This is a genomic window from Nocardia sp. Tas62D01 (genome assembly GCF_055232035.1).
In genome coordinates this window covers 6683191-6709606 of record NZ_JBUYUZ010000001.1, presented here as the reverse complement: position 1 = coordinate 6709606, position 26416 = coordinate 6683191, and the positions used below count along the sequence as shown (strand labels likewise).

The 26416-nt window shown below is 67.4% G+C and carries 29 protein-coding genes and 1 pseudogene; 13 read left to right on the top strand and 17 right to left on the bottom strand.

The genetic code is table 11. From position 1 onward, the window contains the following. Positions 1–255 precede the first annotated feature (255 nt). The 3 genes from ACV7NQ_RS31975 to hemE form a co-directional block, all read right to left on the bottom strand. Entirely contained in the window at positions 256–1635 is a 1380-nt protein-coding gene (locus tag ACV7NQ_RS31975) for a protoporphyrinogen oxidase (protein WP_463362979.1), read from the bottom strand. A 22-nt stretch (positions 1636–1657) separates the two neighbouring features. Continuing rightward, positions 1658–2212 (bottom strand): uridine kinase family protein, encoded by a 555-nt coding sequence (locus tag ACV7NQ_RS31970; protein ID WP_463362978.1) that lies wholly within the window; start codon positions 2210–2212, stop codon positions 1658–1660. 248 nt (positions 2213–2460) lie between these two features. Beyond that, positions 2461–3525: a uroporphyrinogen decarboxylase gene (gene hemE, locus ACV7NQ_RS31965; protein WP_463362977.1), complete on the bottom strand. Its 1065-nt coding sequence runs from the start codon at positions 3523–3525 to the stop codon at positions 2461–2463. Between the two features lie 438 nt (positions 3526–3963). On the opposite strand from hemE, the gene ACV7NQ_RS31960 reads away from it, so the two are divergent. The 3 genes from ACV7NQ_RS31960 (at position 3964) to ACV7NQ_RS31950 (ending at position 6203) form a co-directional block, all read left to right on the top strand. After that, positions 3964–4515, top strand: coding sequence for a DUF3000 domain-containing protein (locus ACV7NQ_RS31960; RefSeq protein WP_463365897.1), 552 nt, complete (start codon positions 3964–3966; stop codon positions 4513–4515). A gap of 22 nt (positions 4516–4537) precedes the next feature. Next, complete coding sequence (locus tag ACV7NQ_RS31955) at positions 4538–5821, top strand: HRDC domain-containing protein (RefSeq protein ID WP_463362976.1); 1284 nt, start codon at positions 4538–4540, stop codon at positions 5819–5821. Positions 5822–5888: 67 nt separating this feature from the next. Further along, the gene (locus tag ACV7NQ_RS31950) at positions 5889–6203 is read left to right on the top strand and encodes an ABATE domain-containing protein (RefSeq protein ID WP_463362975.1); all 315 of its coding nucleotides are present in this window, start codon (positions 5889–5891) and stop codon (positions 6201–6203) included. A gap of 58 nt (positions 6204–6261) precedes the next feature. On the opposite strand, the gene ACV7NQ_RS31945 is transcribed toward ACV7NQ_RS31950, so the two are convergent. The 3 genes from ACV7NQ_RS31945 to ACV7NQ_RS31935 all read right to left on the bottom strand — a co-directional run bounded on the left by ACV7NQ_RS31945 (position 6262) and on the right by ACV7NQ_RS31935 (position 7424). Then, on the bottom strand, positions 6262–6750 hold the full coding sequence (locus tag ACV7NQ_RS31945) for a GtrA family protein (protein WP_463365896.1): 489 nt from the start codon (positions 6748–6750) through the stop codon (positions 6262–6264). Positions 6751–6820: 70 nt separating this feature from the next. Further along, the gene (locus ACV7NQ_RS31940) at positions 6821–6964 is read right to left on the bottom strand and encodes a hypothetical protein (RefSeq protein ID WP_463362974.1); all 144 of its coding nucleotides are present in this window, start codon (positions 6962–6964) and stop codon (positions 6821–6823) included. Between the two features lie 55 nt (positions 6965–7019). Then, a complete protein-coding gene (locus ACV7NQ_RS31935) occupies positions 7020–7424 on the bottom strand; it encodes a MerR family transcriptional regulator (protein WP_463362973.1) in 405 nt (134 codons plus the stop codon). Between the two features lie 28 nt (positions 7425–7452). On the opposite strand from ACV7NQ_RS31935, the gene ACV7NQ_RS31930 reads away from it, so the two are divergent. Beyond that, positions 7453–8214, top strand: a complete 762-nt coding sequence (locus ACV7NQ_RS31930) for a methyltransferase domain-containing protein (RefSeq protein ID WP_463362972.1) — start codon at positions 7453–7455, stop codon at positions 8212–8214. Between the two features lie 190 nt (positions 8215–8404). Here ACV7NQ_RS31930 and dxs read toward each other — a convergent pair whose 3' ends face one another. Next, positions 8405–10303 carry a 1-deoxy-D-xylulose-5-phosphate synthase gene (gene dxs, locus ACV7NQ_RS31925; RefSeq protein WP_463362971.1) on the bottom strand — a complete coding sequence of 633 codons (1899 nt, stop codon included), beginning with the start codon at positions 10301–10303 and terminating at the stop codon, positions 8405–8407. Between the two features lie 212 nt (positions 10304–10515). Between dxs and ACV7NQ_RS31920 the strand changes: the two are divergent. The 3 genes and pseudogenes from ACV7NQ_RS31920 to ACV7NQ_RS31910 all read left to right on the top strand — a co-directional run. Continuing rightward, positions 10516–11226: pseudogene (locus tag ACV7NQ_RS31920) on the top strand (glutaminase); the annotation flags it as partial. Positions 11227–11294: 68 nt separating this feature from the next. Further along, entirely contained in the window at positions 11295–11987 is a 693-nt protein-coding gene (locus tag ACV7NQ_RS31915; RefSeq protein WP_463362970.1) for an SIMPL domain-containing protein, read from the top strand. Positions 11988–12076: 89 nt separating this feature from the next. Next, positions 12077–12880, top strand: coding sequence for an enoyl-CoA hydratase (locus ACV7NQ_RS31910; RefSeq protein WP_463362969.1), 804 nt, complete (start codon positions 12077–12079; stop codon positions 12878–12880). 251 nt (positions 12881–13131) lie between these two features. Here the strand turns inward: ACV7NQ_RS31910 and ACV7NQ_RS31905 are convergent, their stop codons facing one another. Together ACV7NQ_RS31905 and ACV7NQ_RS31900 are read right to left on the bottom strand one after the other, a co-directional pair. Continuing rightward, positions 13132–14502, bottom strand: coding sequence for a class I SAM-dependent RNA methyltransferase (locus ACV7NQ_RS31905; RefSeq protein ID WP_463362968.1), 1371 nt, complete (start codon positions 14500–14502; stop codon positions 13132–13134). 22 nt (positions 14503–14524) lie between these two features. Beyond that, positions 14525–16513, bottom strand: a complete 1989-nt coding sequence (locus ACV7NQ_RS31900; RefSeq protein ID WP_463362967.1) for an APC family permease — start codon at positions 16511–16513, stop codon at positions 14525–14527. A gap of 239 nt (positions 16514–16752) precedes the next feature. On the opposite strand from ACV7NQ_RS31900, the gene ACV7NQ_RS31895 reads away from it, so the two are divergent. Both ACV7NQ_RS31895 and ACV7NQ_RS31890 read left to right on the top strand, forming a co-directional pair. Further along, a complete protein-coding gene (locus tag ACV7NQ_RS31895; protein WP_463365895.1) occupies positions 16753–17418 on the top strand; it encodes a potassium channel family protein in 666 nt (221 codons plus the stop codon). A 2-nt stretch (positions 17419–17420) separates the two neighbouring features. Continuing rightward, a complete protein-coding gene (locus tag ACV7NQ_RS31890) occupies positions 17421–18092 on the top strand; it encodes a potassium channel family protein (protein WP_463362966.1) in 672 nt (223 codons plus the stop codon). A 31-nt stretch (positions 18093–18123) separates the two neighbouring features. Here the strand turns inward: ACV7NQ_RS31890 and ACV7NQ_RS31885 are convergent, their stop codons facing one another. The 3 genes from ACV7NQ_RS31885 to ACV7NQ_RS31875 form a co-directional block, all read right to left on the bottom strand. Beyond that, positions 18124–18753: a sigma-70 family RNA polymerase sigma factor gene (locus ACV7NQ_RS31885; RefSeq protein ID WP_463362965.1), complete on the bottom strand. Its 630-nt coding sequence runs from the start codon at positions 18751–18753 to the stop codon at positions 18124–18126. Between the two features lie 156 nt (positions 18754–18909). Further along, positions 18910–19695 carry a DUF3159 domain-containing protein gene (locus ACV7NQ_RS31880; RefSeq protein WP_463362964.1) on the bottom strand — a complete coding sequence of 262 codons (786 nt, stop codon included), beginning with the start codon at positions 19693–19695 and terminating at the stop codon, positions 18910–18912. A gap of 3 nt (positions 19696–19698) precedes the next feature. Beyond that, positions 19699–20076, bottom strand: a complete 378-nt coding sequence (locus tag ACV7NQ_RS31875; protein ID WP_463362963.1) for an OB-fold nucleic acid binding domain-containing protein — start codon at positions 20074–20076, stop codon at positions 19699–19701. A 98-nt stretch (positions 20077–20174) separates the two neighbouring features. On the opposite strand from ACV7NQ_RS31875, the gene ACV7NQ_RS31870 reads away from it, so the two are divergent. Then, complete coding sequence (locus ACV7NQ_RS31870; RefSeq protein WP_463362962.1) at positions 20175–20912, top strand: alpha/beta fold hydrolase; 738 nt, start codon at positions 20175–20177, stop codon at positions 20910–20912. 124 nt (positions 20913–21036) lie between these two features. Here the strand turns inward: ACV7NQ_RS31870 and ACV7NQ_RS31865 are convergent, their stop codons facing one another. Both ACV7NQ_RS31865 and dut read right to left on the bottom strand, forming a co-directional pair. Continuing rightward, on the bottom strand, positions 21037–21951 hold the full coding sequence (locus ACV7NQ_RS31865; RefSeq protein WP_463365894.1) for a DUF3710 domain-containing protein: 915 nt from the start codon (positions 21949–21951) through the stop codon (positions 21037–21039). 5 nt (positions 21952–21956) lie between these two features. After that, positions 21957–22454, bottom strand: coding sequence for a dUTP diphosphatase (gene dut / locus ACV7NQ_RS31860; RefSeq protein WP_463362961.1), 498 nt, complete (start codon positions 22452–22454; stop codon positions 21957–21959). A gap of 79 nt (positions 22455–22533) precedes the next feature. On the opposite strand from dut, the gene ACV7NQ_RS31855 reads away from it, so the two are divergent. Continuing rightward, entirely contained in the window at positions 22534–23109 is a 576-nt protein-coding gene (locus ACV7NQ_RS31855; RefSeq protein ID WP_463365893.1) for a DUF3093 domain-containing protein, read from the top strand. Between the two features lie 21 nt (positions 23110–23130). On the opposite strand, the gene ACV7NQ_RS31850 is transcribed toward ACV7NQ_RS31855, so the two are convergent. After that, positions 23131–23433, bottom strand: coding sequence for a DUF4193 domain-containing protein (locus tag ACV7NQ_RS31850; protein ID WP_433203862.1), 303 nt, complete (start codon positions 23431–23433; stop codon positions 23131–23133). 373 nt (positions 23434–23806) lie between these two features. Between ACV7NQ_RS31850 and cei the strand changes: the two genes are divergently transcribed. Then, positions 23807–24487 (top strand): envelope integrity protein Cei, encoded by a 681-nt coding sequence (gene cei, locus ACV7NQ_RS31845; protein ID WP_463362960.1) that lies wholly within the window; start codon positions 23807–23809, stop codon positions 24485–24487. A gap of 77 nt (positions 24488–24564) precedes the next feature. Here cei and ACV7NQ_RS31840 read toward each other — a convergent pair whose 3' ends face one another. Then, the gene (locus ACV7NQ_RS31840; RefSeq protein WP_463362959.1) at positions 24565–25473 is read right to left on the bottom strand and encodes an inositol monophosphatase family protein; all 909 of its coding nucleotides are present in this window, start codon (positions 25471–25473) and stop codon (positions 24565–24567) included. Positions 25474–25486: 13 nt separating this feature from the next. Further along, the gene (locus ACV7NQ_RS31835; RefSeq protein ID WP_463362958.1) at positions 25487–25654 is read right to left on the bottom strand and encodes a hypothetical protein; all 168 of its coding nucleotides are present in this window, start codon (positions 25652–25654) and stop codon (positions 25487–25489) included. Between ACV7NQ_RS31835 and ppgK the strand changes: the two genes are divergently transcribed. Further along, on the top strand, positions 25653–26411 hold the full coding sequence (gene ppgK, locus ACV7NQ_RS31830) for a polyphosphate--glucose phosphotransferase (RefSeq protein WP_463362957.1): 759 nt from the start codon (positions 25653–25655) through the stop codon (positions 26409–26411). The genes ACV7NQ_RS31835 and ppgK overlap by 2 nt on opposite strands. The last annotated feature ends 5 nt before the right edge of the window (positions 26412–26416 follow it).

Sequence of the window (26416 nt, the reverse complement as noted above, 5' to 3'; positions counted from 1 at the left end):
TCCTCATAGAGTCGGTCACCGCATCCAGATCGGTGTCCACAGCAGCGGCGATTCGCTGCACGGCAGCTGGTCCAGACGCGAAACAAAGCCGAAATTTCGAGGTGGTGCGCCCGGATTTGGCGAGGCCGCCAGGCGAGCGTTGCAGGCGCAGATCACTCGATGGCGCCAGCGTTGACCGTGGTCAGGTCCTCGGTCATCCGTCGCCGCCGGTTGGTGTCGGCCTCACGGGTGCAGGTGGCCCAATTCGACTGGCCGTCAAGGCATCCGGTCGGAGTCACGCGTAGGTCTCCAGTTCGGCCATGCGGCGATTCGGTGGGCGGCGGCGGTGCCGGAGGCGACGCAGGCCGGGACGCCGACGCCGTGCAGGTAGGCGCCCGCGATGGCTAGGCCGTCGAGATTCGCTATGGCGGACTCGATTTCGGCGACGCGGTCGGTGTGGCCCGGTGCGTATTGCGCGAGGCCGCCGGGCCAGCGTTGGACGAGTGCGCCGAGTGGCTCGATAGTGGCACCGGTGACGGTGGCCAGGTCTTCGGTGGCGGCGGCGATCAATTCGGCGTCGGACCAGGACAGGGTGGAGTCGTCGCCGAACTTGCCGAAAGAGACACGTACGGAGGCTGTTTCACGTTGCGCCAGGTGCGTCCACTTACGGCTGGAGAGGGTGAAGGCCTTGGCGCGCAAGGGTTCTCCGGTGGCGACGAGGATGCCGGAATTCTCCGGAAGTGCGGAGTCGCGCGGAAGTGCCAGTGCCACAACAATAGAAGAGGACAGCTCGATGCCTGCCGCGGCGCCAGCGGCGGCGGGGGCGATGGTGCGCAGCAGACGGGCGGCGATCGGCGCCGGGGTGGCGAGCACAACAGCGTCAACGGCACCGACCGGGTCGACGACCCAGCCGCGCAAGCCTCGGGCCAGGCGGGTTGCGGGTGTCGCGGTGACGAATTTCGCGTCGGAACGGGCCGACAGTGCCGCTAGGAGCACCTGGTAACCGTCGCGGATGCCACCGAAGACGGGGGCGTTGGACGGGGGCGGCATGGCGGCGGCAACGGCGTGGGTCAGGCTGGGTGCGCCGTCGTCCAGTGCCGCGGCCAGCGTCGGCACGGCCGCGCGCACTCCGATCGAGCGGGAACTGCCCGCATACACGCCGCCGAGCAGCGGGTCGACGCTGCGCTGGGCGACCTGTGCGCCGAAGCGGTCGGCGACCAGGCTGTATACGTCGATGTCGGCGTCGGGATACCAGGCCAGTGGCCTGCTCGGCTCAGCGTCGATCCGCTCGAGCGTTTCGGCATCGACCAGCCCGCGCATCGACTCGGCGTCGGAGGGGATGCCCATCAGGGTACGCTCCGGCATCGGATGCGCGATGCCCTCCGACCAGACCAGCGGACGCAGGCCCGCCGGGGTCACCAGCTGCGTCTCGAGGCCGAGTTCGCGCAGCAACTCGGGCACCTCCGGCCTGCGCCCGACAAATGCCTCCGCGCCGAGATCCAAAGGCTCCCCGGCCAATTCGCCGGTGTAGAGAATTCCACCGACCCGATCGGCCCGATCGATGACCACGATCTCGACCTGCGGCCCGAGCAGCGTCCGCAACCGATACGCGGCCACCAGCCCAGTGATACCGCCGCCGACAACCGCGATTCTCATGCCTTAGACCGTATCCTGCTCGCTACCGGCCGAGTGTTTCGCCACCGACAATCAGGTCCACATGCTCACGCGTGCGATCGGCCGCGAAGTGGGCGTCCTCGTTCGCCATCCATTGCTCCCACAGCGGCAGGGTGTGTGCGCCGTCCCGTTCGAGACCGCGCGCCAAACGCACCGCTCGCGGCGTGTCGACCCACACCGCCAGCGACAACCGGTCGCGGACGGCGGCACGAGCCGAGGACACACCCTCGAGCACAAGGACGCCGCCCGGAGCGACATCGTGCCACTCGGCCAAGGCGCACTCATCCCAGTCATAGCGCTGATACCGACCCGGCCGACCGCCGGCAATCGGTTCGAGCACCTGCAGCTCGAGCCGCGGCCACCAGGCGAGCTGATTGTTCTCGGCGGCGAAATCGTCGGTATGCACCACCTGCGCCCCGCACATATCCGCTAAACATGCTGCGAGCGTGGACTTTCCGGCGCCACCGGGCCCATCCACGGCCACCAGTCGCGTCGACCCCAGGCGCGCCTCACTCGCGGCTACCCGTGCCGCAATCTCCGCCACCAACACCCGTCCCACGCTATAGGCACCTCCCGGCACAGCCGCACTGCCGAATGACAAGTGGCGACCCGGTGCGAACGGCGCAGTTGTACGTGCGCCGCAGGCACCGACTAGATGAGTCGCGCGGCGCGCAGGCCCGCCAGTCCTTCGCACCTCTTCTCGGGATACGCACGCCTTCTGGCTGCCCGCAGCGGGTGCGAAGCCCCTGAAGCGGTGCGAAGGTTCGAGCTCGGCCTACCGGATCGGTCGGGTACCGACCTGGATGGTCAGAGTTCGTGGACGAGTTCGACGAGGGCCGTCAGCACACCAGGGTCGGTGTCGGGCAGCACGCCGTGTCCGAGGTTGAAGATGTGGCCGGTCGCACCCATCGTTACGGCCGCGTCGGCCTCGCGCGCGATGCGGCGCGCCTCCGACTCGACCACTGCCGGACCGGCGAACAGCACTGCCGGATCGAGGTTGCCCTGCAACGCTTTTCCGGGTCCGACCCGACGCACGGCCTCGGTGAGCGGCACCCGCCAATCGACGCCGACGACGTCGGCGCCCGCCTCCCCCATCACGCCGAGCAGCTCGCCGGTGCCGACGCCGAAGTGGATGCGCGGCACACCCGCGTCGGCGATCTCCGCAAACACCCGCTCGGAGTGCGGCAGCACGAAGGTGCGGTAGTCGGCCAGCGACAACGCGCCCGCCCACGAGTCGAACAGCTGGACCGCGTCGACGCCCGCCGCCAGCTGCGCCTGCAGGAAGGCGACGGTGATGTCGGTGAGCACGCCGAGCAGCTCGTGCCAGGTGGTCGGGTCGGCGTGCATCATCGCCTTGGTGCGCTCATGGTTCTTACTCGGTCCGCCCTCCACCAGATAGGAGGCGAGGGTGAACGGCGCACCCGCGAATCCGATCAGCGGCGTTTCGCCGAGCGCGTCGACGAGCAGCTTCACTCCGTCTGTGACCGCACCCACTTCTTCCGGACGCAGTCGCGGCAGCGCACGCACATCATCGGTGGTGCGCACGGGCGAGGCGACCACCGGACCGACACCGGGCACGATGTCGAGGTCGATGCCCGCGGCCTTCAACGGAACGACGATGTCGGAGAACAAGATCGCGGCGTCGACATTGTGCCTGCGGATCGGCTGCATAGTGATCTCACACACCAGCTCCGGATCGAAGCACGACTCGAGCATCCCGATGCCCCTGCGCAGTTCGCGATACTCGGGCAGCGACCGTCCGGCTTGGCGCATGAACCACACCGGCCGACGGCTCGGTGCGGCGCCGGTGGCGGCGGCCAGGAACGGAGCATCGGTCAACCGGCGGCGGGTGTGAGTGTTCATCACCGTCATCGTAAGCGGGCCCGGCGGGAGCGACGGACCCGGAGGCGGCAGCTTGCGTAACCACGCAGGGGCCCGCGGACGCCGCATCGAGTACAGCGGGAGCGACGGACCCGGAGGCGGCAGCTTGCGTAACCACGCAGGGGCCCGCGGACGCCGCATCGAGTACAGCGGGAGCGACGGACCCGGAGGCGGCAGCTTGCGTAACCACGCAGGGGCCCGCGGACGCCGCATCGAGTACAGCGGGAGCGACGGACCCGGAGGCGGCAGCTTGCGTAACCACGCAGGGGCCCGCGGACGCCGCATCGAGTAAAGCGGCGCGCCTCCGACTGTGCCGGGCAGACTAGGTCTACCGTCAGTTTCGTGACACCGCTCGACTTCCGCGACGGAGCCGCACCGACCGAGGGGCCCGATGGCGAACCAGCTCAATTTCGCGCCGCGGTCGAGGCTATGGGCACCGCCACCGTGCACCCTCGGATCGAGCTGGCACCGATCCGTCCGCCACAACGCCTGGCACCTTTTTCCTACGCACTCGGCGCCGAAGTCAAGCATCCCGAAACCAACGTGGTGCCTGTCGATTCCGAGGGCGACGCCTTCGGGAGGCTGATCCTGCTACACGATCCCGACGGTGACGACGCCTGGCACGGCATCTTCCGACTGGTGGCCTACATCCAGGCCGATATCGACGGCGCGCTGGCGACCGATCCGCTGTTGCCGGAGGTCGCGTGGAGTTGGCTGGTCGACGCCCTCGAATCCCGGCACGAACCGTTCACCGCGCTGGGCGGCACCGTCACCTCGACGAGTTCGGTGCGCTACGGCGACATCGCCGGACCACCGCGGGCACACCAATTGGAGCTGCGCGCGTCCTGGACTGCGGTCACCATGGAGATGCAGCCACACGTGGAAGCGTTCTGTGAAGTGCTCGCCTACGCGGCCGGGCTGCCGCCTGCCGGAATCACTCATCTGCGGCCAGAGTCGTATATCAGCAACGACCACAGCTGACGGCCACGTAAAGTTCAGGTTTATGCCGGTAGCAGACGAGCCCGATCAGGGCAGCAGAGCGGAAGACAACGTAGCGGAACCGCTGCTGGTCCCCGCCGAGGGTGTGCCACCCGTCCTCGCTACCGCGGATGAGATCGCCGACGCCGCCACCCGGCTGGCCGCGGGCACCGGTCCGCTGGCCGTCGACGCCGAACGCGCCTCGGGATTCCGGTACTCGGCCCGCGCCTACCTGATCCAGCTACGGCGTGCGGGCGCGGGCAGTTTCCTCATCGATCCAGTCCCGGTGAGCAACGAGCTGGCCCCGCTGGCCGAGGCGATCAACGGCCTCGAATGGGTATTGCATTCGGCGGACCAGGACCTGCCGGGTCTCGTGGAGCTCGGCCTGCGTCCGGCGCGACTGTTCGACACCGAATTGGGTGGCAGGCTGGCCGGTTTCGACCGCGTCGGCTTGGCGGCCATGGTCGAGAACCTGCTCGGGCGGGCGCTGCGCAAGGGCCACGGCGCAGCCGACTGGTCAACCCGGCCGCTGCCCGACGACTGGCTGAACTACGCCGCGCTCGATGTCGAACTGCTGCTGGAATTGCGCGACTCGGTGTCGGCCACGCTCGACGCGCAGGGCAAGACCGATTGGGCCGCACAGGAATTCGAGCACATCCGACTCGCCGAGCCCTCGGCTCCGAAGGCTGATCGATGGCGGCGCACCTCCGGCATTCATATGCTGCGGCGCACCCGGCAGCTGGCGATCGTGCGCGAGTTGTGGAACACCAGGGACGGGTTGGCCCGCTCCCGCGACGTGGCGCCCGCGCGGATTCTGCCGGACGCGGCGATCGTTGCCGCCGCGACCGCAGAGCCGCGTACCATCGCGCAACTGCGTGCGCTGCCGGTCTTCGGCGGACCACGCCAGCGCCGCTACTCCCGCGAATGGCTGGGCGCCGTCGACCGCGGCCGGACGCTGCCCGACAGCGAACTGCCGCCGCTAACCCAGCCCTTCGACGGGCCGCCTCCGGTGAATCGGTGGGAGCGACGCGACGCCGCGGCGGCCGCCAGGCTGACACGGGCACGGGCAGCGATGAGCGACCTGTCGACCGAACATGCGATTCCAGTGGAGAACTTGCTGTCCCCGGATCTCGTCCGCCGCCTGTGCTGGGACGGATTGCCGGACTACGACCGGATTCCCGAATCCCCCGCGGACTTGTCAGCGGCCATAGACGGATTCCTCAAGTCCGGTGGGGCGCGTCCGTGGCAGCGGGAACTCGTGGTCCCGCGGCTGACGGTCGCACTGACCCCGCCGAGCCCCGAGGGTTGAGTCCCGACGATCCACGGGTTCCTCGGGCCCGGCGTGGTGTCGCGGCCGATTGCGCCGGGCCTCGTCCATGCCCAGCGGAGTCGAGACCAAGGCGGAAGACCGCACGCCCCCGGCGCCTCAGCGCCTCGTGGAATTCGTCAACACCCGCCGCGCTGATGGCGACGTCATCGGCACGCCAGAGCAGTTGACGGCGTGGCTGCGCGCGTACGACCTGGTGCCGCGCGGTGTCACGGCGACGGCCGACGAACGCGATCGCGCAGCGCGATTCCGGGAGGGGCTGCGCACCCTGCTCGCGGACAACAATGCCGAGCCGGTCGCCAGCCCGCGCCCCGACGGGCTCGACCCGACCGCCCGCACCGACCTGACCGCGCTGAGTCGCTGAGCGGCAACAAGTCCGAAGACCGTCGACAACGCGCCCTCGCTCGAGGTGGCCCGACTCGTCACGTCCGGTTCTCCTGGACCGGTTCATCACGTTCTAGGTCCGGCAATACCGGGTGCGGGAAAACGAACTTGCGCATCGCCCACCAGCGGAACACCGTTGCCAGCAGGGTGCCGATCACGGTCGCGCTGACGAAGTCGGCGACGTTCTCCGCCAGGATCGACACATGCGGCGTCCTGAGCTGGAACACATAACTCGACACCGCCAACGGTAATTGGTTGATCACCATTCCGATGCCGGCCACCAGGAAGAACAGTGCCGCCTCGTGCCTGCGCTCGCGACCGCCACGCGCGGTGAACGCCCACTCACGGTTCAACACATAGGAAACCACGGTGGCGATCAACACCGCGATGACGTTCGCGGTCACCGGCTTCCCGTGCAGCACGGTCCACTTCAGTCCGAAGAAGAGCACCGACGTCGTGACGAAGGCGATGGCTCCCACGGTCAGAAACTTCAACAACTCCGCGTTCCGCACGAACACGATCAGCATCCGATTCGGCACCCGCGCGGCGACTATTTGGGCTAAGAACACCGGGCCAGGCTATAGGAGCGGCGGCCGCCTAGAGCCAACCGGCCAAGGTGACCCATTCGACCACCGAGTCGTCGGCCACCCAGATCTGGTGGGTCCACTTCCCGGGATAGGTTTCCTCGACGCTGCTGATGAGCGGATCCCGCACCGGCTGCCGCATATCGAGAGCCAGCATGAGGGCGTCCTCCGGCTTGCTCGTCGACCGCGGCGTCGGCCACAGCCATCGCATTTTATTGGCGAAGCAGGCGCTCGAACACCGCGGCCCGAAACTCTGGACACAGGGTGAAGTCGTCGTGCTCGCAGGCCAATGCGTGCTCGATCATGTCCAGCGATGCCTGGGCGCTGGCGATGCGCGCCCGCAACTCGCTACGCCTACTGAGCAAGACGGCCGAGCGCACCGTCTGATCGGGCGTGTCAACCATGGCGAGGATCTCCTCGAGCGCGAACCCCGCCTCCTTCGCGCGCAGGATCACCGCGGCCCGAAAGACATCGTCCGCGCCGTACCGTCGCCGACCGGCCGAATCCCGCTCGGGGGCAAGCAGACCCACGGACTCCCAGTGCCGCAACACATGCGTCGCCAGCCCGAACCGCTCGGCGACCGCGCCGATGCTCGACACCGAACCGCTTGACTTCATGTCGACATTAAGTCGCAGCATGACTCCCATGTCCACCCCCAACGCCGATACCGCGACAGCCGCCCTGATCAAGCGACTCGACCTCGCCGACGCAGCCCCCGGCGCAGCCGAACTGCGCGCACGCTCCTACGACCTCCTGCACCTCGACCGCGGCGCTACGGTCGTCGATGTCGGATGCGGCTCCGGCCGCGCGGTCGCCGAACTCGTCGAGCGCGGAACCCGACCGACAGGAATAGATCCGAGCCCGACAATGCTCGAAGCAGCCCGAACCCGCTGGCCCGCACTGGATTTCCGCCAAGCCACCGCCGATTTCCTGCCCCTGCCCGACGTGTCGATGTCCGGTTACCGCGCCGACAAGGTATTCCACGAAATCGCCGACCCCACAACAGCACTCGCGGAGGCGCAGCGAGTCCTCAGACCCGGCGGACGCATCGTCCTCCTCGGCCAGGACTGGGACGCAATCATTATCGATTCGGACCACCCCGAGATCACCCGCACCCTCGTGCACGCCCGAGCCGACACCATCACCAACCCCCGCGCTGCCCGCGCACACCGAACCATCCTGCTCGACAATGGATTCCACGACACCACCGTCGAAGCCCACACCTCACTCTTCACCACCCCCGAAATACTCCCGATGCTGACCGCCCTCGCCGAGTCCGCCGTCACCACCACGGCCGTCTCCCGCGACGACGTCGACACCTGGCTGACAGACCAAACAGCCCGCGCCCGATCAAACCGACTGTCCGTCACCTTGCCGATCTTCATCGCCGCAGGCACCCGGCCGTGATCTGGGTTCTTCGGCCGACATCACCGAATTCGTCACCGCCCGAGCGATGGACCGTGCCGACATCGACCTATGTTGGCTGCGGCCGGGATTCAGCAGACTTCAGGGTGCTCGCGGTGCGCCTGGTCGCGCGCTCTCGCTACGACCACCGGTGTCGCTCCGGCACCAACCGGAGCCGGAGCGACCTCTTCGACTAGCTGGCGTCGAGCCAGCCCGTGATTCGCCGGGCGATGTCGGTGGGGGTGAGGCCCAACTCCTCGTGGACCTGCGCGCGCGAGGCGTGGTCCAGGAATTGTTGGGGCACACCGAGATCGCGGGTGGGGACGTCCAGTCCGACGCTGCGGAGGCGGGCGGAGATGGTGGCGCCGATGCCGCCGTGCAGGCCGCCGTCTTCGAGAGTTACCAGCAGGCGGTAGTTTTCGGCGAGTTTGACGATGGTGTCGGAAACCGGAAGGACCCAGCGGGGATCGATGACGGCGATCGAAATCCCTTCCGGCTCCAAAAGATCCGCGACCTGGATGGCTAGTTCGGCGAAGGCGCCGACTGCCACGAGGAGTACATCGCCGCGCTGGGTCTGGGCCGATCCGCCATCACGCTCGGGTAGGCGCAGCACGTCGACGCCGTCGAGGCGCTCGACCGCCGAAATGTCTTCGACGACACTGCCTTTCGGGAACCGAATGGCGGTGGGGCCGTCGTTGACGGCCAGCGCTTCGGCGAGTTCTTCGCGCAGGGTGCCTGCGTCGCGCGGGGCGGCTACTCGGATGCCGGGGATGATGCCGAGTACCGAGAGGTCCCACATGCCGTTGTGGCTGGCGCCATCGTTGCCGGTGATGCCTGCGCGGTCGAGGACCACGGTCACCGGCTGCTTCAGCAGTGCGACGTCCATCAGCAGCTGGTCGAAGGCGCGGTTGAGGAAGGTGGAGTAGATCGCGACCACCGGGTGCATGCCGCCAAGTGCGAGACCGGCGGCCGAGGCCATCGCGTGCTGCTCGGCGATACCGACATCGAACATGCGATCCGGGAAGCGCTCACCGAAGCCCGATAAGCCGGTCGGGCCGGGCATGGCCGCAGTGACCGCGACGATGTCGTCGCGTCGCTCGCCGTGCGCGATCAGCTCTTCGGAGAATACCGATGTCCAGCCGAGTGCCTTCTTGGCTGTCAGCGGACGGCCGGTCAACGGGTCGATCGGATCGCACGAATGCATCTGGTCGGCCACGTGGTTCTCGGCGTGTTCGTACCCGCGCCCCTTCTGCGTCACCACATGCACGAGAACCGGGCCGCCGAAATCCTTCGCCCGGCGCAGCGCGGCCTCCAGCGCGACGCTATCGTGTCCGTCCACGGGGCCCACGTACTTGAGTCCGAGATCGCTGAACAGCTCCTGCGGGCTGACGGCGTCCTTTATACCGGCCTTCACCGCATGCACCATCGAGTAGGCGGATTCGCCGACGCGGGGAATGCTCTTGAGGATCCGCTTCCCCGTATCCAGCGCATGCTCGTAGGCGGGCTGGGTGCGCAGCGCGGTCAATCGGTCGGCCAAGCCGCCGATGGTCGGCGCGTACGAGCGGCCGTTGTCGTTGACCACAACGACCACCCGCCGATCAGGAGCGCCCGCAATGTTGTTGAGCGCCTCCCAGCACATGCCGCCGGTGAGCGCGCCGTCACCGACGACCGCGACCACGTGCCGATTCTGACCCGTCAGCGCGAACGCCTTGGCCAGACCGTCGGCATAAGACAGCGACGCCGAGGCGTGCGAGGACTCCACCCAGTCGTGGGCGCTCTCGGCGCGGCTCGGATAGCCAGACAACCCGCCCTGCTTGCGCAGCGTGTCGAACTGGTCCTTGCGGCCGGTGAGGATCTTGTGCACGTAGGCCTGATGCCCGGTGTCGAAGATCAGCGGATCGGCCGGCGAGTCGAAGACCCGGTGCAGCGCGATGGTCAGTTCCACCACACCGAGATTGGGCCCGAGGTGACCGCCGGTCGCCGCGACCTTCTCGATCAGGAACTCGCGAATCTCCGCCGCCAGTTGACGCAACTCGGCCATATTCAGCCGGTACAGGTCTGCGGGTGTATCGACCCGGGAAAGCACTCCCACCTGAATTCGCTCCCTCCGGATAACGCATCTGATCCGAACAGTCTACGGAGCCGCGGCAGTGGCCCCGCACGACCGGAGCACGTCACCTGCCGACATAGCGCTGAAATGTGAGGCTCCACACGCAGCACAGCCAGCCGAACTCCGTCCACGGACACGCGCTTGGCCGGACGCATGTCCGGCCGCCCATACGCTACCGCGCCTAGAGTGATCGTGTGGCCGAGCCAGAGCAGGAGCTTCCGCAGGCGGTCAACCTCGGCGTCGTGGCGCGCATCGTCACCGATGTCTACGAACTGTGCCGGGCTGAGGGCTCCGGCGAATTGGCCGATTACATCCCGGAACTCGCTGCAGCGCAACCGGATTCGTTCGCACTGTGCCTGGCCACCGCGGACGGCAGGGTATACGGTGCCGACGAGGCCGCCACGTCGTTCACCATCCAGTCCATCTCCAAGCCCTTCACCTACGCACTCGCGCTGGCCGACCGGGGTCCGGCGGCGGTCGCCGAACGCATCGACGTAGAACCCCCCGGCAAGCCGTTCAACGAGATCAGCCTCGACCCGGTGACCGAGCGCCCGCGCAATCCGATGATCAATGCGGGTGCCATCACCGCCGCGTCGCTGATCACCGGCCACGATCCGACCGAGAAGTTCGAACGCATCCGGCGCTGCCACTCCCGCTTCGCCGGGCGCGAGCTGACGATGAACGAGGCGGTGTACGCCGCCGAGGCGCGGACCGGGTTCCGCAACCGCGCCATCGGCTACATGCTGCGGTCGTTCTGCATCATCGACTCCGATCCCGACGAGGCGGTCGACCGGACCTGGTTTCCAGCCTGGACCCGAACGATCCGCGCGGACGCGTCTTCATCGACCGCGACACCGCCACCGAATGGTGCGAAGACATCGTGCTCGACCATCACCGCCCCGGCGGGCGAACCTGCGGGGTACGGACCGTTGAGCCTGCGAGACACCCGATCCGACAGAATCAGGAGAGCGCCGTGAGCAAGAAGAACTCCGAGGATGCCGTCGCCACCACCGGCACGGTCACCACTATCGGCAGCGGAACTGCCCGGGCGACGCCCGACCTGATGCGAGTCACCATTTCGATCGAGACCAGGGCCGGCAAGGTCGCCCTCGCCTACGGGCAGGCCGGTGAGCGCGTGGCGGCCGTCACCAATTCGCTGCGCTCGGACGGGGTTTCGGGCGCCGACATCGCGACCAGCGGTCTGTCCGTGCGGACCGAGACCGTCTGGATCGAGGGCGGCGGCTCCAAGATCACCGGCTACCTCGCAACGACCGACCTCACCGTGGTGCTGCGCGATATCGGCGAGAACGCCGACCCCGGACCCGCCACGATCATCGCCAATTGCGTGGAAGCCGGTGGCGACGACGTCCGCCTCGGCGGCCTCAACCTGACCTTCGCCGACCAGGAAAGCCTACTCACTCTGGCGCGCGACGCGGCATGGGACAACGCGCTGACCAAAGCCGAGCAATACGCGGACCGGGCTGGCCGCAGCCTCGGCCCCGTCCTCGAGATCACCGAGAACACCACCTCCGCGCCTCCGAGGTACCCGCGCATCGAGATGGTGTCCGCGCCCGGGAACGCCGCATACGGCGCGGCCCCGGTCCCGGTGGAGCTCGGCGAATCCGAAATCAGCGCTATCATCCGCGCCACCTGGCAGCTCACCTGACGGCGCCCGGGTCATTCTTTCCCTAGCGCTTGCTTGGGTATATTGAGGAATCGGTGACACGTCGTCATCAGCGCTGGTTAGGGGTTTGCATGTCGTTCGTGCTCATCGAGAAACCGCGGCCGCACGTCGCGCTGGTGACGCTCAACCGGCCCGAACGCATGAACGCGATGGCCTTCGACGTGATGATCCCGTTGCGCGAGGCGCTCGAAGAGGTGAGCGCCGATAACGACGTGCGGGTGGTGGTACTCACCGGCGCGGGGCATGGATTCTGTTCCGGCGCAGACCTGCAGAGTGCGGGGAAGGTGCCCAATACCGAAGGGCTGACCGTCACGAGCGTCGCGCGGCTTTCGATGGACCTGCTCAATGACGTGATGGTCACGCTGCGACGGATGCATCAACCGGTCATCGGCGCGATCAACGGCGCCGCGATCGGCGGCGGTTTCTGCCTCAGCGTCGCCACCGATATTCGCATCGCGGGCGAAGACGCCTACTTCCGCGCGGCCGGGATCAACAACGGTCTCACGTCCGCGGAGCTGGGCATCAGTTATCTCCTGCCGCGCGCCATCGGATCCTCCCGCGCTTTCGAAATCATGCTGTCCGGACGCGATGTCGACGCCGCCGAAGCCGAACGCATCGGCCTGGTTTCCCGCACCGTCCCCACCGCGACGCTTTTGGAATCCTGCTACGACCTGGCCGAACACATCATCGGTTTCAGCCGCGTCGGCACCGAACTCACCAAACGCATGCTGTGGAGCGGCATGGAGGCAGGCAGCTTCGAATCCCACATGCAGCACGAAGGCATGGCGCAGCTCTACGTCCGCCTCACCACCGACAACTTCGACGAAGCCATCCGAGCCCGCCGCGACCGCCGCGCCCCGATCTACGAAGACTGAGTACATCGCTGACCATTCGAATCACGGCCGAGCCGCATGTAATTCGCGAATCGGCCGACCACTCACGACCGATCAGCCAAACCCCTTCACCAGAAATGTCACCGTGTCGGCCCCAGCGTGCCGATCCTTGGCAATCTCCACGTCCGCGAGTGCACTGGGAGCCGAGGAGAGCTCGGCACCCGCAGGTCGAAAGCGAAACGGTGACCGCACAGGAACGCAGGGCAGGCTACCGGCGCCCAGCACTCCGATGCTCAACGCTCCAGGAGCGCAAGGCATTCGACGTGATGGGTGGCGGGGAAGGCGTCGAAGGCTCGTAGTTCGGTGAGTTGGTAACCCGCCGCCTGGTACAGCCCGAGGTCGCGGGCGAAAGCGGCTGGGTCGCAGCCGATGTGGACGATGCGGCTGGGATCGCGGTCGGTCATGGCGGCGACGACTTCCTTGCCCGCACCGGTGCGGGGTGGATCGAGCACCACGACATCCGGTGCGGCAGTGCCCTGTTCGGTCAGCCAGCGTTCGGTTCGGTCGGCGCGCAAGTCGACCCAGGGCAGGTCCCGCAGGGCCGCGGAGCCGTCGGCGACCGCGGAGCGCGCGGATTCCACGGCGAGCACCGATCCGTCGGGGCCGACCTGTTCGGCCAGTCGGGCCGCGAAAACACCAGCACCGCTGTAGAGGTCCCAGGCCAGATAGCCGGAATCGAGGCCGGACCATTCGGCCACGATGTCCGAATAGCATTGCGCCGCAGCGTGATGCGCTTGCCAGAAGCCGGTTGCCGAGACATCCCAGCGGCGACCGGACACATACTCGATCGCGCGGCCGCTGCCTTCCAGCACCCACTCCTCGCGGGCGGCATGCGTGGCCGCGCGACGTGCCGACGCATCGCGCCGCTCTCCGTCGCGAGCACCGCCGGGCCCGCTCGGGCGTTGCGCGTCGCGCCGCCCTTTACCGCGCCGATCGCCGCCACGCCGGTCCGTGCCCGGCCGATCACTGCCACGTCCACCCGCCGAAACCGGTACCGGCACAGCGAGTTCGACGATGTGCCGCATCCCGTCGCCGTCGACCGCGATCACCAGCTCCGCCCCCGGCGTCCACGGGCGCTCGGCCACGCCGTCCAACGCACCCGAAACCGGTTGCGGGCAGCGCAAATCCGCGATCACATCGGTGCTGCGCAGCCGATGTACCCCGGCCCGGCCCTGCTCGTCCACCGCCAACCGCACCCGCGTACGCCAACCACCGGTCGCCTCGGCGGCGTAGCCGGTGATCGGTTCCACCGTGATATCCCGCTCGAGTCCCGCGATCCGACGCAGCTGCTCGGCGACCACGGTCGCCTTCAACGCCCGCTGCGCGGCCGGAGTAGCGAAGGAGAAATCGCAGCAGCCCGCGCCGCCCGGCCCGGATACCGGGCAGGTCGCCGGAACCCGGTCCGGCGATGGGTCCAGGATCTCGATCGCGTCGGCCCGGCAGAACGAACCGCCGCGATCCTCGGTGACCCGCACTCGCACCAGCTCACCGGGCAGCCCGTGCCGGACGAAGACGACCCGGCCCTCGCGCCTGCCCACACAGAACCCGCCGTGTCCGGGCGGCCCGAGCCGCACCTCGAAAGTGGTCTCGCGCCAGTCAGTCATCCTGCGAACCATACGGCCGCATTCATGGCCGGTCCTCGTACCCCCGTCGCACCGCACCCGGCGCGTAGACCTCGCCCGACTGTCGCGCCCGTGTGGACGAACTCAGCTGCCACGGCACGCTCGTCACCATCACTCCTGGCTCGAACAACAGCCTGCCCTTGAGCCGCAACGCGCTCTGGTTGTGCAGGATCTGCTCCCACCAGTGACCGACCACGTACTCGGGGATGAACACGGTCACCACGTCGCGCGGGGAGTCCTTACGCACTCGCTTCACGTAATCGAGGACCGGCTTGGTGATTTCGCGGTAGGGCGATTCGATCACCTTGAGCGGCACGGTGATATCGCTGCGCTCCCATTCCCGGACCAGCGCCCTGGTATCGGGCTCGTCGACGTTCACCGTCACCGCTTCCAAGGTGTCCGGGCGAGTGGCGCGGGCATAGGCCAGCGCGCGGCGGGTCGGCAGGTGCAGCTTGGACACCAGCACGATCGAGTGCGAGCGACTCGGCAGCACGCCGTCCCAATCATGCTCATCGAGCTCTCGGGACACCGAATCGTAATGCTTACGAATCAGTTTCATCACCACGAAGATCGCCACCATCGTGCAGATCGCGATCCAGGCGCCCGCGAAGAACTTCGTGATGAGCACGATGACCAGCACCGTGCCGGTCGCGCTGAGCCCGATCGCGTTGATCACCCGCGAACGCTTCATCCTGGCCCGCTGCGCCGAATTGGATTCGGTGCGCAGCAACCGGGTCCAGTGCCGCAGCATGCCGGTCTGGCTGAGCACGAACGACACGAACACGCCGACGATGTAGAGCTGAATGAGCTTGGTCACCTCGGCGCCGAACACCACCACGAAGGCGATGGCCGCGCCGGAGAGGAAAAGAATGCCGTTGCTGAAGGCCAGCCGGTCACCGCGGGTGTGCAGCTGCCTGGGCAGGTAACGGTCCTGCGCCAGAATGGAACCGAGCACCGGGAACCCGTTGAACGCGGTGTTTGCGGCGAGCACGAGGATCAGCGCGGTCACCGTAGTAATAAAGAAGAATCCGATCGGGAACCCGTGGAACACCGTTTCGGCGAGCTGCGCGATCAGCGTCTTCTGGTGGTAGTCGGCAGGCGCACCGACGAGCTCGGACTCGTTGTGCGCGTATACGATTCCGATCTTCTGCGCCAGGATGATGATGCCCATCAGCAGCACGATCGCGATGGTGCCGAGCATCAGCAGGGTGGTTGCGGCGTTGCGCGACTTCGGCTTCCGGAAAGCGGGCACACCGTTGCTGATCGCCTCGACACCCGTCAACGCGGCACAGCCGGAGGAGAAGGATCGCGCGATCAGGAAGGCGAACGCCAGGCCGTACAGATGCTCCTGCTCGGCGTTGAGTTGGAAGCCCGCCGATTCGGCCCGAAGATTGTCGCCGAGGATGAAGATCCGGAACAACCCCCAGGCAAGCATCACGAACATGCCGATGATGAAGGCGTAGGTCGGAATCGCGAACGCGGTGCCCGATTCGCGCACGCCGCGCAGGTTGATCGCGGTCAGCACCGCGATGGCCACTACGGCGAACAGCACCTTGTGCGTGTCCACGAATGGGATCGCCGAGCCGATATTGGAGGCGGCCGAGGAAATCGATACCGCGACGGTGAGCACGTAGTCGACCAGCAGCGCGCTGCCGACGGTGAGACCGGCATTGGGGCCGAGATTCGTCGTGGCTACCTCGTAGTCACCGCCGCCGGAGGGGTAGGCGTGCACGTTCTGCCGGTAGCTCGCCACCACCACCGCCATGACGAACGCGACCGCGAGCCCGACCCAGGGGGCGTACGCATAGGCCGAGATCCCGGCCACGGACAGGGTCAGGAAGATCTCCTCAGGCGCGTACGCGACCGACGACATAGCGTCGGAGGCGAACACAGGGAGCGCGATTCGCTTCGGCAGCAGGGTGTGGCCCAGCGAATCGCTACGGAAAGGCCTACCCAGCAGCACCCGTTTAGCTGCCGTCGTCAACTTGGACACTGGAGCGAGCATAGATCCCCGAAGGGTTGATCGCGCCCGGGGGCAGCCCTCGTCACAGGTTTGACTCCTGGCCGGAGCGGGAAAATGGGTCATGGCCATACTTGGCAGGTACGGTTTTTGCCCGAAGGGACAAGCAAGCCGAACGCCATGGGCGGCTGCCTCGCCTGCGCTCGGCCCGGCGCAAGGCTGTTGACGGACGATGTCCGGCTGTTTTGATCGTTTCCAGGAACGAGGTTGTGGTGTACGTAGTGATCATGGGGTGCGGGCGCGTCGGCTCGTCGCTGGCACGCGCCCTGGTCCGGGTCGGTCACGAGGTCACGGTGATCGATCGGGACCCCAGCGCCTTTCTACGCCTCGGTGAGGACTTTCCTGGCGAGCAGGTGGTCGGCTTCGGCTTCGACCGTGATGTGCTGATCCGAGCCGGAATCGAGCGGGCGGACGCGTTCGCGGCGGTGTCCTCCGGCGACAACTCCAACATCATTTCGGCGCGGGTGGCCCGCGAAACCTTCGGGGTGGAACGCGTCGTGGCCCGCATCTACGACGCGAAACGCGCCGCCGTGTACGAGCGACTCGGCATTCCGACCATCGCCACGGTGCCGTGGACCACCGACCGGTTCCTCACCGCCGTCATCGGTGACAGCGGCACCACGACCTGGCGCGATCCCACCGGCACGGTCGCGGTCGCCCAGTTGACGCTGCACGAAGAGTGGTACGGCCGCACGGTGCGCGATCTGGAACGGGCCGTCGGCGCTCGGGTGGCATTCATCATCCGGTTCGGTCAAGGGCTGTTGCCCGATAACAAAACCATGGTTCAGGCCGACGACGTCGTCTATGTCGCCGCCGCCTCCGGTAGCGTCGGCGAGGCCGTCGCACTGGCCGGTAAGCCCCCAGCAAGCGAGGACTGAACATGAAAGTGGCGATCGCCGGAGCCGGCGCCGTGGGCCGATCGATAGCCAGGGAACTCCTGCGGGGCGGCCACCGGGTGATGCTGCTCGAGCGCCAGCTCGATCACATCGACCCCACTGCCATCCCGGATGCCGTCTGGGTGCACGCCGACGCCTGCGAGCTCGCGCTGCTCGAGGACGCGGACCTGGAGACCTATGAGGTTGTCATCGCCGCTACCGGCGACGACAAGACAAACCTGGTGCACAGCCTGCTCGCGAAGACCGAGTTCGGCGTGCGGCGGGTGGTGGCCAGGGTGAACGACCCGCGCAACGAGTGGCTCTTCGATTCGTCCTGGGGCGTCGATGTCGCCGTGTCCACGCCGCGGTTGCTCGCCTCGCTGGTGGAGGAGGCGGTGTCGGTCGGCGACCTGGTCCGGCTGATGACGCTGCGGCAGGGCCAGGCGAATCTCGTCGAGATCACCCTGCCCGCCGATACCGCTCTGGCGGGCAAGCCGGTGCGCACGCTCACCCTGCCACGCGACGCCGCCCTTGTGACAATTCTGCGCGGCGGCCGGGTGATCGTGCCGCAGCCCGACGACCCCTTCGAGGGCGACGACGAGCTGCTGTTCGTGACTTCCGTGGAGGCTGAAGAAGACCTGCGAGTGGCGCTGGCCCACCACGGCATCAAGCCATAACTCCCCGATACGGCCTGATATGCGGGTCGTATCAGGCGGCTTTGAGCTGCGCGCGCAGCTTGTTGAGCGCGCGGTGCTGCATCACCCGGACCACGCCCGGGCTGGTGCCGATCGCCTCCGCGGTCTGTGCCGCGGTCCAGCCGAGCACGATCCGCATCACCAGGACCTCGCGGTGCGTGGGCGCCAGGATTTTCATCAATTCCCTTGTGGCGTCGCGACGTTCGAACGCCAGCGCCCAATCCTCCGGGCCCGCGGCAGTGGACGCGGTGTCCGGCACATCGGCCACCGGGTAGCTCGGATGCAGCTGCGAGCGCCGGAACGCGTCGGCGACCTTGTTCGCCGAGATCCCATAGACGAAGGCCAGGAACGACTTTCCCTGGTCCCGGTAGCGCGGAATGGCATTGACGGTGGCCATCAGGATTTCCTGTACCACGTCGTCGGCCGTGACACTCAGGTACGCGGTATTGCCAAGGCGCGCGCGGCAATACCGGCGAACCGACGGATGGACCAGCCGCACGATCTCGGTGACGGCCGCGCGGTCGCCCGCCACCGCGGGACCGATCAGCGTGTCCAGTTCGACCGATACCCGGCGGCTTTCCGACAGGGCCGGGTTGTTGCTCTGGGTCTTCGAGCGTGCCGCAATGTTGTGCTCGGTAGCCAATTTCCGAGTCCTTCCTCGCCGATGTTGCGCTTTTTGTCTCGCAACGATCGTCCGATGAACTCGGCTCTCCAACCAGTAACCCCAGGGTGGGTAGTCCCCCACCTCGGCAGGCCGGTGTTAACACCCCAGGAGTGAATACAGAACCGCGACCGATCCCTAGACCGCTTCAGCGGCCGCGCCGCGGACCGGCATATGCCCCGCGCGCCGTACCGCCCACACCGTGACAGCCAGCGCGACCGCGGTCAGCGGCCAGCCCATCGCGATGCGCGCGGTGGCCAGCCAACCGGTGTGGTTGGTGTCGTAGAGCTGCGACTGCACCAGGTAGCGGGCGCCGAAGACCAGCACCCAGGTGGTGGTGGCGAGGTCGTAGAGGCGCACCACGCGCCGATCGGTCCGCCAGTCGGAGCCGTGACCGTTCAGCACTCCCCAGATGACGCCGACCAGCGGCCGGCGCACCGGCATCGACACCAGGAACACGCCGGCGTACACGAGGCTGGTGTAGATGCCGAACAGGAAGAAGCCCTTGGCCTCACCCATCCGGTAGGCGATGAACGCGCAGATCCCGACGCCGATGAAACCGGAGATGGCCGGTTGAATCGGGCTGCGGCGCGCCAGCCGCCAGATCAGAATCGCGGCGGCCACACCGAGGGCCGCCCAGATGGCCGCGGTGAGCCCGGCGAAGGTGTTCACGGGCACGAAGACGAGCACTGGCAGCGTCGAATAGATCAGGCCGCTGAAACCGCCCAGCTGCTCGAGCAGCGTCTGCTCGGTCGCTTCCTCGTCCGTGTCGAGCGGCTCGCCCGCATCGATCCGCTGATGACGGCCGCGCTCGGTCGGTCCGCGTGGGTCGGCGTCGAGCGCCTCACCCGGCCGGGCGCCGATCGGTTCGCGAAGTTCGGTCTCGATCGACTTGTCGGCGGCGTTCTCGTTGCTCGATGGCATACGTCAGCTGTTCTCGCGCAATTCGTAGTAGGGGTTGTAGATCACCTTGCGGCCGTCGCGGTCACCCACGCGGCCACGGACCAGAATGCGCCGGCCCGGCTCGATCCCGGGAATCCGCCTGCGCCCGATCCACACCAAGGTTATGGCGTCGGTACCGTCGAAGAATTCTGCCTGAACACTGGCACCCGCGGACTTCGGACACGCCTCGACGCTGCGTAGTCGACCCAGCATCGTGGCCTCGTCACCGCGCTGACACTCCGAAGCGCGACAAGCGCCCGAGGCATCGGCGGTTTCGGCGAGTTCCTCGGCGTCCAACCGATCGATGTCCTCGGTCAGTCTGCGGCCCAAACGGCGAAAATAACCTGAGGCAGCGGATGGCATTGCACGCTCTCCTGCATGGAGCAAGACGACGTGGGGTTACACGCCATCGTGGTTTTTCCGGTAACGACCGGCTATCGGCCGTATACCCGCCACTGTAGATGGGCAACCCTGCCCCCGCTACGCTCGGTCCAGTGTTCGAGACCCCCCGACCTGCGGTCGTCGTCGCGCTGCCCGGCACCGGCTCCGATGCCGATTTCGCCCGCCGCGCGTTCGAAGCTGCCTGCAGAGACCGCACAATCGAGCTGATCGCCGTTGAGCCCGACCCGCGCGCCGTTGTCGCCTCGTACCGGGCGGCACTGGATGCCGCAGCCGGCTCGGGTCCGGTATTGGTGACCGGAATCTCCCTCGGCGCGGCGATCGCGCTGGAGTGGGCGGGCGAGCATCCCGACACGGCGGTCGGTGTCGTCGCGGCCCTGCCTGCCTGGACCGGACCCGACACAGCCGCCTGCCCCGCCGCGCTCAGCGCGGCAATCACCGCCAGGCAATTGCGCGCCGATGGCCTCGAGCCGGTGATCGAGCGGATGCGGGCAGGCAGCCCACGCTGGCTGGCCGACGCGCTCACCCAATCCTGGCGATCGCAATGGCCGCACCTGCCCGAAGCGCTCGAGGAGGCCGCCGACTACAAATGGCCCGGCGCCGATCGGCTGGGCACCCTCGATGTCCCGGTCGCCCTCATCACCGCGGTCGACGACCCGGTACACCCGTTCGCGATCGCCGAGGAATGGGCTGCGCTGATCCCGCGGGCCGAGTTACACCGCATCACTCTCGCCCAACTGGGCGCGGATCCCGCGGTCCTCGGCAACATCGGCCTCGCCGCGTTCGACGAAAACCGTTGAGCAACAACAACGTCGGCTGACGACGTCGTCCCGTCGAAAGCCGCGATACCGCCGCTTCGCCACGGCTCCTGCCGGGGCAATGGGCGTTTTCAGCGAACGAACGGTCTGGTCAGTTTCGGTCTGGTCAGTTCAGACCCAGCTGCTGCATTGCGGAACCATCTACGCCACGCCGCGGCTCCTGCGGCATCCGCGGCGCGATAACGGGCGCGGGCGCGACCTGGGCCGCGGCCTGCGCGGCCATCGCCTGCTGCTGCGCCTCCACCTGCTGCTGATGTGCGGCGGCGAGCTGCTCGGCGAGTTCCTGCGGTAGCACCACCGCCAGCGGCTCGCGCACCGGCATCGGGTCGTCGCCGCGCCGAATCACGGTCTCGCTGAGGATGGCTCGCGCGGCCGAGACCAGCGGTCCGGCCTCGTCCGCGGCGCCCGCCGGACCGGCCGCCACCAGTCGAACCATCCACCGTGGCCCGTCGACTCCGATGAACCGCAGGTCGGCGCCCTCGGTGATGGCGAGCAGCTCACGACCCCAGGGCCCGGTCTCCACCGCGACCCTGGCGCCGTCCTTGCGTAGCGATTCGGAGAGATCGGCTGCCACCGTGCGCCATTGGCCCGGCGACTTGGGCGCCGCGTAGGCGGCGACCGTGATCCGGCCGTGCTCGGTCGCCAGGTGCACCGCCTGCGGGGCGCCGTCGGGCGTCATCTCGACCTGCAGCTGGCCGCCCGGCGGCACCGGCAGGATCACCGATCCGAGGTCGAGCCGCTGATCGGCCACCTTCCCGAGCAGCTCCGCCACTTCGGCGTAGTCGTAGGGACCCGACTTGGGCGCGTCCAGGTCGTCGTCGTCCTCGTAGTCAAGAGCGTCGTCGTAAACGGGCACGGCGTCGTAATCGGCCCTGACGATCGGGTTCTCGTCGGTAATGGGCTCATCGTCATAGCCCGTCTCGTGGTAGCCGTGCTCGTACTCGTCGTCGACGTACTCGGCCGCCTCGTCGTACAGGTCATCGTCGAACCGGTCGCCCGACTTCTTCTTCTTTCCGAACATTGCTGTCATGCCTCCTTGCCGGCCGGGCCCGCCCCGTCGGCCCGTGCGGTCAAACTCGCGTGACCGCCACTCGATCCGTAACCGCCCGCACCGCGCGCGGTTACGTCGAGCGTGTCGACCTCCACGAAATCGACCAGTTCCACCCGCTGCACCAGCAGCTGTGCGATCCGGTCGCCCCGGCGCAGCTCGACGGGCGTGCGCATATCGTGATTGATCAGGCACACCTTGATTTCACCGCGATACCCCGCATCGACCGTGCCCGGCGTGTTGACCACCGAGAGCCCGGTTTTGACGGCCAGTCCCGAGCGGGGATGGATGAGCCCGACCGTGCCGACCGGTAGCGCGACGGCGACACCGGTGCCGACCAGCACCCGTTGCCCCGGCTCCAGGATGACGTCCTCTGTGGTGCACAGGTCCACGCCCGCGTCTTCGTGGTGGGCACGCGTAGGCATGGGGATGCCGGGATCAAGCCGCAGCAAGGGTATGGGTGAAAGTGCGCTCACGTTGGTCGAGCCTACGCGTAGGACTGTCACCGGAGTGACTTAGTGTTGAGTCGTGTCGGACCAGCCCAATCCCGTGACGATGGACCACGAAAACAACAGCCCTCAGCCCGACCGAACGCAGCCGGACGGAGTCCGCCCGCAGCCGGGCGCCGGGCCGAGCGAAGGCTCGGCAGCCGTGTACAAAGAGCGCCTTTGGGTGCCGCTGTGGTGGTGGCCGGTGGCGTTGGCGGTCACCGGACTACTGGCCGCCGAAATCCATATGGGCGCGCCGGGAGTCCGGGCGTGGCTGCCGTATGTACTGCTGCTCCCGGTGCCGGTGTGGGTGCTGTTGTGGCTGGGCCGCCATCGGGTGGAGGTCGCGCCGGATGCGAACGGCACGCCGGAGTTGCGCGCGGATCGCGCGCATCTGCCCGCGAACTTCGTGACCCGTGGGGCAGCCGTCGGGGCAGCCGCCAAGAGCGCGGCGCTGGGTCGCCAGCTCGACCCCGCCGCCTATATCCAGCATCGACCCTGGATCGGGCCGATGGTTTTACTCGTGCTCGATGACCCGGACGATCCGACGCCGTACTGGTTGGTCAGTACGCGACGGCCCGACCGGGTCCTGGCCGCGCTTGGCATACCTGGCACAGGGCCTGGCGTGCCGAGCGCGGGCTGACCTCGATCTCTCCGCTGGAGATCAGGCTGCGCAGTCCATGCAAATCAGCTGACCGCCGCTTTCGCTGGCCAACCTGCTCCGGTGATGAACCAGGAAGCAGCTGGAACAGGTGAACTCATCGGCCTGCTTCGGGATCACCCGAACCGTCAGCACTTCCTCGGACAGGTCAGCGCCGGGAAGCTCGAACGACTCCGCGGTATCGGATTCGTCGACATCCACGACGGCGGACTGTGCCTCGTTGCGACGAGCCTTCAGCTCCTCCAGCGAATCTTCCGACACTTCGTCGGTTTCGGTGCGCCTCGGTGCGTCATAGTCGGTTGCCATGTCGTCTTCCCCTCGTCCTTACTCCGTATATCCCGGACCGGCTCGCCCACACCGATTCCTCTCGGAATCGCCGTGACCCGCACCGCCCCGCCGGTGGTGCACGTCACACGCACACCGGTCGCCTATCAGGTCTGATCCTTCGATCAACCACATAGCGTTCGGTCAACGCAGGACATGCCCTGTCTTGTTCCCGCGACCGACCACCAATTTCGCCGCTGATGATTCGATCTGGGCCGCCAGACAATAGCGGACCACACGGCAAAAGTCGCAATCAAAACACAGACGAGTCAAAACTGACGGGTAATCGACACCGTTCGTCTAACTCGCCGAGACCTTGCGCACCGCAGCCGAGACAATTTCGTAGAGTGTGCTCGTGGTTTCACTGATCACCGAAGGCAGCGCAACGGATCAACGGGGGCAACCCTTCATTCGGCGGCGTAATCAACCATGGCTCATCCTGGTCGGCGTGTTGGTGCTGATCTGCACAGTTGTGTGGATCAGGGCCCTGACGACCCAGGACAACAGCGGCACGGCCATGTCGTGCAACTCACCGAGCCCGGCCACCGACACGAAAGCGTCGCCACCTGCGCCGTTAGGAGAGCGGGTCGGTTCGTCTCGGCTCCAGGACGTCGATCCCGCGCCTTTGGCCGCGAGCAAGGTGCGTGTACTCAACGCCAACAACAAGAGCGGACAGGCTTCGCACATCGCGTCGGCGCTGGGTGATCTCGGTTTCGCGAGCGCGCCCGGGCAGCAATTCGGTAACGATTCCATCTACGTCAACGGCGATCTGGAGTGCACCGGTCAGATCCGCTTCGGTGTGAACGGCCGCCCGGCCGCCGCGTCGGTGCAGTTGATCGCGCCGTGCGCCGAGCTGATCGAGGATCAACGCGGCGACGACACGGTGGATCTGGTGCTCGGCTCGGTGTTCGGCGAGTCGTTGCGGCCGAGCGCCGACGCGGAGGAGGTGCTGCGGTCGCTGAAGAATCCGGCGCCCGGCGGGCCGCCGTCGATCGACTCCAAGCTGCTGGCTGCCGCGCGCCAGAGCCGGTGCTGAACGACTCAACACACGGCACGACTCGACACACCGCACGATTCAGCGCAGCGCGCCGCTGAATCGTGCGTTCGAAAGGTTCACGCGTCCGGAATCGGGTCGGTGGCACCGACGCGATCGAGCAGCTCGGCCAACTCGTCGGCGATTCCGGGTGCCGCAGCGAGCACCAGCTCGCCTACTGAGCCCGGGCTGGTACTGGAGGGCAGCCTGACCCGTGCGCCAGCCTCAGTGGCAATCAGAGCACCCGCCGCCCAATCCCACGTATTGAGACCGTGCTCGTAATAAGCGTCGATTCGGCCGGAAGCAACCAGGCACAGATCCAGCGCCGCCGCGCCGAAACGCCGGATGTCCCGAATGCTCGGCAGCACCTCGGCGATCAATGCCGCCTGCCGAGCGCGCCGATGTGTGCCGTAGGCGAATCCGGTGCCGACCAACGCCATCGACACCGTGGTGACCCGGGTGCAGCGCAGATGTTCGACGACGCCGTCGGCATCCACCCGCAGCGCGCCGAGGCCAAGCCCGGCGCTGTAGGTCGCCATCCTGGCGACATCCACCACCGCACCGGCCACCGGGTGTCCACCGCGAACCGCGGCCACCGACACGGCATAGCCGGGGATTCCGTACAGAAAGTTCACGGTGCCGTCGATCGGGTCGACCACCCAGTGCACCGTGTCCTCGGCACCCCCGGCCAGGCCTCCGCCGCCCTCCTCGCCGAGGATCGGGTCGCCGGGTCGCAGCTCGGCGAGCAGCCGCCGGATCAACTCTTCGGTCTCGGTGTCCACGACGGTCACCGGGTCGGTGGGATGGCCCTTGGTCTGCACGTCACTCGCGACGCGAGCGCCGTCCGGACCGAAGACCTCGGGGCGGCGGGCCCGCACATACGCGGCCGCCGTTTCGGCGAGGTGAACGGCGATCAGGCGTAGTTCGGCCTCGTCTCCCGATGGCGTTGAAGTGGCTTCCGTGATAGTTGACGACATGGATTCCGGCATGACCTCCATCGGATCACAGATCCTCGTCGAACGCGTAGTAGCGCAGGCGATTACTCTTGTCGTGCACGACACAGCGCCGTCGTCGGGCACAAGCTCGGTTGCGTGCCTTCCGGCCATGGTGAGCACTGTGCGGCGGCGGCGTCATCACAGCGGCCAGCACAGGGAACGAGGGAATAGTCATGTCCGCTCGGGAGCACGCATTCGGTATCGATATCGGTGGCAGCGGCGTCAAGGGCGCCGCGGTGGATCTGGCTACCGGTGAACTCGTCCACGAGCGGATCAAGATCGCGACACCGCATCCCTCGACACCGCAGGCGGTGGCCGACACGGTGGCCAAGGTCGTGGCTCAGGCGGATTGGGACGGGCCGGTCGGCATCACGCTGCCGTGCGTCGTGCTCGACGGTGTGGCACGCACCGCCGCCAATGTCGACAAGGCCTGGATCGGCACCGATGCCCGGGCGCTGTTCTCCACCGCGCTCGGCGGCCGCGAGGTCACCGTGCTCAACGACGCCGACGCGGCGGGGCTCGCCGAGGATCGGTACGGCGCGGCAAAGGATTTCGCGGGCCTGGTGCTGCTGCTGACCTTCGGCACCGGTATCGGCTCGGCCCTGATCTTCCACGGCACGCTGGTACCCAACAGCGAACTCGGCCACCTCGAGATCGGCGGCATGGAGACCGAGCATCGCGCCGCCGCCTCGATCAAGGACCGCGATGGCCTGACCTACCCGCAGTGGGCGGCCGAGGTGAGCACGGTGCTCAGCGGCTTGGAGAACCTCTTCTGGCCGACGGTGTTCGTCGCAGGCGGCGGCATCAGCCGCGATGCCGAGCAGTGGATTCCGTTGCTCACCAACCGAACTCAGGTGATTCCCGCTCATCTACGCAACACCGCGGGCATCGTCGGGGCCGCCATGGCCATCGATGCAGGCATCGCGCCCTGAGCACC

What these genes read in the sequence shown, in the direction of transcription:
- ACV7NQ_RS31870 (WP_463362962.1), top strand. Translation starts at nt 20,175, where the DNA reads ATGGGCAACCCTGCCCCCGCTACGCTCGGTCCAGTGTTCGAGACCCCC.
- ACV7NQ_RS31975 (WP_463362979.1), bottom strand. Translation starts at nt 1,635, where the DNA reads ATGAGAATCGCGGTTGTCGGCGGCGGTATCACTGGGCTGGTGGCCGCG.
- ppgK (WP_463362957.1), top strand. Translation starts at nt 25,653, where the DNA reads ATGTCCGCTCGGGAGCACGCATTCGGTATCGATATCGGTGGCAGCGGC.
- ACV7NQ_RS31855 (WP_463365893.1), top strand. Translation starts at nt 22,534, where the DNA reads ATGGACCACGAAAACAACAGCCCTCAGCCCGACCGAACGCAGCCGGAC.
- ACV7NQ_RS31840 (WP_463362959.1), bottom strand. Translation starts at nt 25,473, where the DNA reads ATGCCGGAATCCATGTCGTCAACTATCACGGAAGCCACTTCAACGCCA.
- ACV7NQ_RS31950 (WP_463362975.1), top strand. Translation starts at nt 5,889, where the DNA reads ATGCCCAGCGGAGTCGAGACCAAGGCGGAAGACCGCACGCCCCCGGCG.
- ACV7NQ_RS31865 (WP_463365894.1), bottom strand. Translation starts at nt 21,951, where the DNA reads ATGTTCGGAAAGAAGAAGAAGTCGGGCGACCGGTTCGACGATGACCTG.
- ACV7NQ_RS31935 (WP_463362973.1), bottom strand. Translation starts at nt 7,424, where the DNA reads ATGAAGTCAAGCGGTTCGGTGTCGAGCATCGGCGCGGTCGCCGAGCGG.
- ACV7NQ_RS31890 (WP_463362966.1), top strand. Translation starts at nt 17,421, where the DNA reads ATGAAAGTGGCGATCGCCGGAGCCGGCGCCGTGGGCCGATCGATAGCC.
- ACV7NQ_RS31880 (WP_463362964.1), bottom strand. Translation starts at nt 19,695, where the DNA reads ATGCCATCGAGCAACGAGAACGCCGCCGACAAGTCGATCGAGACCGAA.
- hemE (WP_463362977.1), bottom strand. Translation starts at nt 3,525, where the DNA reads ATGACGGTGATGAACACTCACACCCGCCGCCGGTTGACCGATGCTCCG.
- ACV7NQ_RS31955 (WP_463362976.1), top strand. Translation starts at nt 4,538, where the DNA reads ATGCCGGTAGCAGACGAGCCCGATCAGGGCAGCAGAGCGGAAGACAAC.
- ACV7NQ_RS31875 (WP_463362963.1), bottom strand. Translation starts at nt 20,076, where the DNA reads ATGCCATCCGCTGCCTCAGGTTATTTTCGCCGTTTGGGCCGCAGACTG.
- ACV7NQ_RS31945 (WP_463365896.1), bottom strand. Translation starts at nt 6,750, where the DNA reads ATGCTGATCGTGTTCGTGCGGAACGCGGAGTTGTTGAAGTTTCTGACC.
- ACV7NQ_RS31905 (WP_463362968.1), bottom strand. Translation starts at nt 14,502, where the DNA reads ATGACTGACTGGCGCGAGACCACTTTCGAGGTGCGGCTCGGGCCGCCC.
- ACV7NQ_RS31940 (WP_463362974.1), bottom strand. Translation starts at nt 6,964, where the DNA reads ATGCTGGCTCTCGATATGCGGCAGCCGGTGCGGGATCCGCTCATCAGC.
- ACV7NQ_RS31930 (WP_463362972.1), top strand. Translation starts at nt 7,453, where the DNA reads ATGTCCACCCCCAACGCCGATACCGCGACAGCCGCCCTGATCAAGCGA.
- ACV7NQ_RS31910 (WP_463362969.1), top strand. Translation starts at nt 12,077, where the DNA reads ATGTCGTTCGTGCTCATCGAGAAACCGCGGCCGCACGTCGCGCTGGTG.
- ACV7NQ_RS31835 (WP_463362958.1), bottom strand. Translation starts at nt 25,654, where the DNA reads ATGACTATTCCCTCGTTCCCTGTGCTGGCCGCTGTGATGACGCCGCCG.
- ACV7NQ_RS31960 (WP_463365897.1), top strand. Translation starts at nt 3,964, where the DNA reads ATGGGCACCGCCACCGTGCACCCTCGGATCGAGCTGGCACCGATCCGT.
- ACV7NQ_RS31850 (WP_433203862.1), bottom strand. Translation starts at nt 23,433, where the DNA reads ATGGCAACCGACTATGACGCACCGAGGCGCACCGAAACCGACGAAGTG.